The 5,200-nt window shown below is 68.6% G+C and carries 5 protein-coding genes and 1 pseudogene; 3 read left to right on the top strand and 3 right to left on the bottom strand.

From position 1 onward, the window contains the following. Positions 1–453 (bottom strand): annotated as a pseudogene (locus VM95_RS43025) (LAETG motif-containing sortase-dependent surface protein); the annotation flags it as partial. A gap of 306 nt (positions 454–759) precedes the next feature. Continuing rightward, the gene (locus tag VM95_RS36835) at positions 760–2,046 is read right to left on the bottom strand and encodes a choice-of-anchor A family protein (protein ID WP_045705535.1); all 1,287 of its coding nucleotides are present in this window, start codon (positions 2,044–2,046) and stop codon (positions 760–762) included. A gap of 187 nt (positions 2,047–2,233) precedes the next feature. Here VM95_RS36835 and VM95_RS36830 point away from each other — a divergent pair, with 187 nt between their 5' ends. Then, positions 2,234–3,217 (top strand): COX15/CtaA family protein, encoded by a 984-nt coding sequence (locus VM95_RS36830; protein ID WP_045705533.1) that lies wholly within the window; start codon positions 2,234–2,236, stop codon positions 3,215–3,217. 48 nt (positions 3,218–3,265) lie between these two features. Here the strand turns inward: VM95_RS36830 and VM95_RS36825 are convergent, their stop codons facing one another. After that, positions 3,266–3,727: an NUDIX hydrolase gene (locus tag VM95_RS36825; RefSeq protein ID WP_063773622.1), complete on the bottom strand. Its 462-nt coding sequence runs from the start codon at positions 3,725–3,727 to the stop codon at positions 3,266–3,268. Positions 3,728–3,744: 17 nt separating this feature from the next. On the opposite strand from VM95_RS36825, the gene VM95_RS36820 reads away from it, so the two are divergent. Both VM95_RS36820 and VM95_RS36815 read left to right on the top strand, forming a co-directional pair. Next, on the top strand, positions 3,745–4,524 hold the full coding sequence (locus VM95_RS36820; RefSeq protein WP_045705531.1) for a GntR family transcriptional regulator: 780 nt from the start codon (positions 3,745–3,747) through the stop codon (positions 4,522–4,524). 226 nt (positions 4,525–4,750) lie between these two features. Continuing rightward, the gene (locus tag VM95_RS36815) at positions 4,751–5,185 is read left to right on the top strand and encodes an ATP-binding protein (protein ID WP_078861155.1); all 435 of its coding nucleotides are present in this window, start codon (positions 4,751–4,753) and stop codon (positions 5,183–5,185) included. The last annotated feature ends 15 nt before the right edge of the window (positions 5,186–5,200 follow it).

Raw genomic sequence — 5,200 nt, 5'->3', positions numbered from 1 at the left:
GGCCGTTTTGGTGGGGGTGGGCGTGGGGGTGGGGTTCTGGGTGGGGGTCTGCGTCGGGGTCGGGGTGGGCGTCGGCGTGTGGCACGGCGCGATGGTCTTGGTCTCGTCGATGTTCCAGCCCTTCTCGTTCGGGTTCTCCGAGGTGGAGACCACGAGGTGGGCCTGGACCGGGGCGTTGTGGTCCTTCACCGGGAAGGACTTGTGGAACTCCTTGGGGAAGGCCTGGTTGTCCAGGACCTTCTCGCCGTCGATGGTCAGGCTGACGGTGTTCTTCACGTCCGCCTTGTCGCTGTAATTGATCAGGTCGATCACGACCTTGTCGCAGGTCACCGACCAAGTCGGCACGTGCGCCGAGGCGTTGGTGGCCAGCGCCAGGGGCAGAACGATTCCGGCCGTCGCCGTGCCGACGAGAGCCGCCGCGCCGATCCTGAAGTGTCGCTGCTGTCGCGCCATACCTTGTTCCCCTCCGAACGGTCATGCGCAGCAGGCGTGTTGAGTGGTTCGCGGTGGCCCGCTACGACTGTCCGGGGGACTCTACCGGCACCTCCGCACCTCGCTACACCCCGCCGCTCGACCGGATATCGTCTGTCGGTCCGCTCTCGGATGTGTATGACCAGCCCATCACAGCCGCCACCTCGCAGAACGCGGTTTCGGCAAACTTGAATGAACTTCGTCACCTTCAGGACAGAACGACGCCCTCGGTGATCAGGTTCAATCACCGAGGGCGCCTTGTCGATCAGTCGACGAACTCGCCTCTGGTCAGGCCTTCTTGGCCGCACGACGCCGGCTGGCCACCACCATCGCGCCACCGGCCGCGGCGATCACCGCACCGCCGATCGCCAGCGGCACCACCGGGCCGGAGCCGGTGTGCGCGAGGTTGCCGCCGCCGTTCGCCGAGGCGGAGGGGCTGGCCGAGACCACGGGAGCGGCCGTCGAGGCGGACGGGCTCGGCGACCCGCTCGTACTTGCACTCGCACTCGGCTTGCCGGTCGCGGGGACGCTCGGGGTACCGGACGGGCTGGTCGAGGAACTCGGCGTCACCGGAACGGTCGGCGTACTGGTCGGCGTGCCGGTCGGGGTCGGCACGACCGTGCCCGGCAGGCAGCCGGTGAACGGGTAGTGGTGCGTCTCCGCGCCGCCCTTGCCGGTCAGCGAGGCGGCGATCACCGAGCCGTTGACCGGGCCGCCGCTGCCGAGGTCGAAGGCGGCGTTCGGGGCGAGCACGGTGCCGGCCCAGGCGGCGGCGCTGTTCTTGACCACCTTGGTCGCGGTCGGGAAGTTCCAGAGCAGCTTGGCCCGGATCGCGCCGCCCGCCGCGCTCTGCAGCTTGTCGTCCAGGACGAAGCTCTCCTTGGAGGCGTCCCAGATGTTGAACCCGGTCGTCCCGGCCGCCGCCATGTCGTACAAGCCGCCGGTCACGTTGACCACGGTCACCGAGCCGGCCGGCACCTTGAGGAAGACGTCCTTGGCGCCCTGCAGCTTGGCCGCGTCGACGGTGAAGCTGTTGTACTTCGCGTCGCCGCCGGTGAACGTCAGCTTGGTCCCGTCCGCCTGGACGGTGGCGCCGGCCGTCTGCGGCACGGCGGCCAGCGAGGTCGAGGCGGCGCGCAGCTTGGCGAACTCGGCCTTGAAGTCGATCGGCGAGGCGCCCTGGGCGATGGTGCCGGCGTGGGCCTGGATGACGGCTCCGTCCGCCTTGCTGCCGTAGACGCCGTTGCCCTTCATCACCTGGGTGTTGGCGCCGTTGATGGCGCCGGCCACCACCAGCGCGTTCTTGCCGGGCAGAGCGTCGACCTCGGCGGCCGTCAGCTCCTGGCCGACCGAAAAGCCTCCGCCGAAGTAGGCGTCGCCGCCCACGGCCACGGCGCCCTCGGCATCGGGAACATGATGATCATCACCCTCGATGAATTCGCCGTACAGATTGGCGACCCCGAGGCTGCGGCACTCCTGGCCGGGGTCGGCGGCCTGGGCGGCGGGGGCGACGAGGCCGGCCAGGACGAAAGAGCCGCCCACGGCGAGCGCGGCGGCTGAGGTGGATATGCGCATGTGCAGGATCTCCGCTTGCGTGCGGGAGGAGTGGGAGCGGCCCGAAAAAGGTATGGACCAATCTGCACTCTTCCGGTCAAGCGGGCAATTGGTCAAGACCATTGCCCGGCATGTCCGAGAGATCCACTTTGCGGTCCTGTCGCGCTGCCCGCGCCCCAGCCCAAGATCGCCTGTAAGGCCGCCTACGATGGAGCGCGTGCTGAACCCCTTCTCCCTGCTCGCCGAGCGCTGGCAGCCCTCCGCCGCGATGGTCCGGCGCGCCACGTTCGCCGCGCTGGTGATGAGCGTGGTCATCGTCGTCACCGGCGGCGCCGTCCGGCTCACCGCCTCCGGCCTCGGCTGTACGACCTGGCCCCAATGCACCGACGACAGCCTGACGCCGACCGCCGAGATGGGCTTCCACGGCGTCGTCGAGTTCACCAACCGCATGCTCACCTACGTGCTGAGCGCAGCGATCGGCTGGGCGATCCTGGCCGCTCGTTGCCACCGCCCGTGGCGGCGCAGCCTGACGAAGCTCGGCTGGGCGCAGTTCTGGCTGGTGATGAGCAACGCCGTCCTCGGCGGCATCACCGTGCTCACGGGCCTGAACCCGTACACCGTCGCGCTGCACATGATCGCGGCGATGGCCCTGGTCTGGGTGGCGCTGCTGATGTGGGAGCGCAGCAAGGAGGGCGACGGCCCGGCGAAGCTCGCCGTGGCCCGCCCCATCCACCAGCTCTCCTATGTCCTGGTCACCGTGATCGGCCTGCTGGTTGCGGCCGGCACCCTGGTCACCGGCGCCGGCCACCACCCGGGCACCCCCCAGGACAACAAGATCGTCCCCCGCATCCCGATCGACTACGACAGGTTGGCCCAGTTCCACGCCGACTTCGCCATGATCTCGGTCGGCCTGGCCATCGCCGTACTCTTCGTCTTCGCGGCGGTAAAGGCCCCCCAGCCCGCCAAGGCCCGCGCGAAGGAACTGCTCGCCGTCCTGCTGCTCCAGGGCGTCCTCGGCTTCATCCAGTACTTCACGGACGCCCCTGAGCTGATGGTCGGCCTCCACATGCTCCTCGCCGCGATCACCTGGATCGCCGCCCTCCGCATCCCCCTCGCCCTCCGCGTACGCGAGGTGGAGGAAACCCCGGCCGACACCCCGGCCCCCCGCACCCCCGAGACCGCGACGGTCTGAGCGAGACGTTGAAGGCCCCCATCGCGTGCGATGGGGGCCTTCGCCCTGTCACAGCAAGTGTCGACCGTCATGCGTCCGGACACTCGGCCCGGTGTCGTCCCGAAGCGCGTCCAGGACACGTACGGCATAGACCTCGGCCATGCGTTCGGAGACCTCGGCCGGTGTCAGCCAGGCGACCTCGACCGACTCCTCCGAGAGCCGCACCACCTCGCTCTCCGATCGACAGCGAAAGACGAGAGCGACGATCCCCCGGCTCACGTTCTTGTAGACGCCGGTCAGTCGCTCCACGCTGACCTTGATCCCGGTCTCCTCGTAGACCTCACGGCGCACGCCGTCCTCGATGGCCTCGTCCAGCTCCAGCACACCGCCCGGCGGTTCCCAAGTCCCGTTGTCGGCCCGGCGAATCGCCAGCACCCGGCCATCCTCACGCACCACCACCCCGGCGACGGACACCGAGTGGAGCGGCGTTGACTGGGACTTCCCGGCGCTGTTACTCATGTGCAGGAGGATAGGAGCCCTGAAGGACTATGGCGAGCGGTGAGGTGGCCTCGTCGGCCACAGCAAAGTACCTACAGATCGCGGCCGACCTTGCCGCACAGATCAAGTCGGGCGCTCTCGCTCCCGGTGCGATCGTGCCGAGCGAGGCCGAACTCATCCAGCGGTACGGAGTCGCATCCGGAACAGTTCGCAAGGCTGTCGCCGAACTCCGAACGGCTCAGCTCATCGAGACGTACCACGGTCGAGGCTCGTTCGTCCGCTCCCGTCCGCCGGTACAGCGGAAGTCCGCGGACCGGTTCCGCCGCACCCATCGCCAAGCCGGTAAGGCCGCGTACCTCGCAGAGGCGGAAGCCTCTGGCGGCGTCCCGTCAGTGACCGTACTGTTCGTGGGCCCCACCGCAGCACCTCCTGAGATCGCCGATCGATTGGGCCTTCCCGCCGGCACCCAGGTACTGGCCCGCAAGCGCCGGTACTTCCGCGATGGGGTACCCACCGAAGAGGCCACGTCGTACCTGCCGTGGGATGTGGTCAAGGACATCCCTGAGGTCTTCGCCGAGAACCCCGGTGGTGGCGGGATCTACGCCCGCCTCGAAGAGCACGGCCACTCCCTCGCGGAGTTCACCGAATCCGTGCGGGCCCGGCTCGCGACCAAGCCCGAGACCAAAGCGCTCACCCTGAGCCCTGGTGCGCCAGTGATCCATCTCGTTCGTGACGCCATCACTACGGATGGCCGTGTGGTGGAGGTGTGCGACACCATCATGGCCGCCGACCAGTTCGTTCTCGACTATCGCTTCCCCGCGCGTGACTGACTGACGATCAACTACTCCAACCCGTCGCGAGATTCATCTCGCGACGGGTTGACTCATGTACAGGAGTCGGGCATTCTTCTATCCGCTACTCATGTACATAAGTGCATGGTGTCATCTCATCCAGATGAGATGGCCGAGTCGTAGCGCGCTGGATGGCGCCGCAGCAGGAATACGTGGCGCGACAAGCCTCTCCATCCGCACCACTGCTCCCTTGGGGTACTTCGCCATGCTCAAAACCTGCTGCAGCCCCCGCCCCCGCGCGTTCGTCGCGCGGCTCGACTCCTGCCTCGAATCGGCGCGCCTCGCGCGGCAGTTGCTCCGGGCGTACCTCGCCGCCCTGCCCTCCGGGGAGCGCTACTCGGACGTGGCCGAGCTCCTCCTCGGGGAGCTGTTCGCCAACGCCGTCCAGCACTCCGACGCCCCCGACGACCGCCGCATCGAGATCCGCTTCGCCCTCACCAACGGGCTCCTCCGTATCGAGGTCCACGACGCCGGAAGCGGCCGACCGGCCCTGCGCTCGGCCTCCCTCTGCGACGAGCGCGGGCGCGGGCTGTTCCTCGTCAACGAGCTCTCCGCGCGCTGGGGTTGCTGCCCCCGCGTGGGCGGCATCGGCAAGTTTGTCTGGGCCCTGGTCGCCCCCACCACCGCAGTCGCGGCCTGAGAGAGGAAGCCCCCC

Origin of the sequence: Streptomyces rubellomurinus, assembly GCF_000961885.1 — a bacterium.
Lineage (GTDB): Bacteria > Actinomycetota > Actinomycetes > Streptomycetales > Streptomycetaceae > Kitasatospora > Kitasatospora rubellomurina.
Note: the sequence above shows the minus strand (reverse complement) of the source record. Positions and strands in the feature narration are given on the sequence as shown.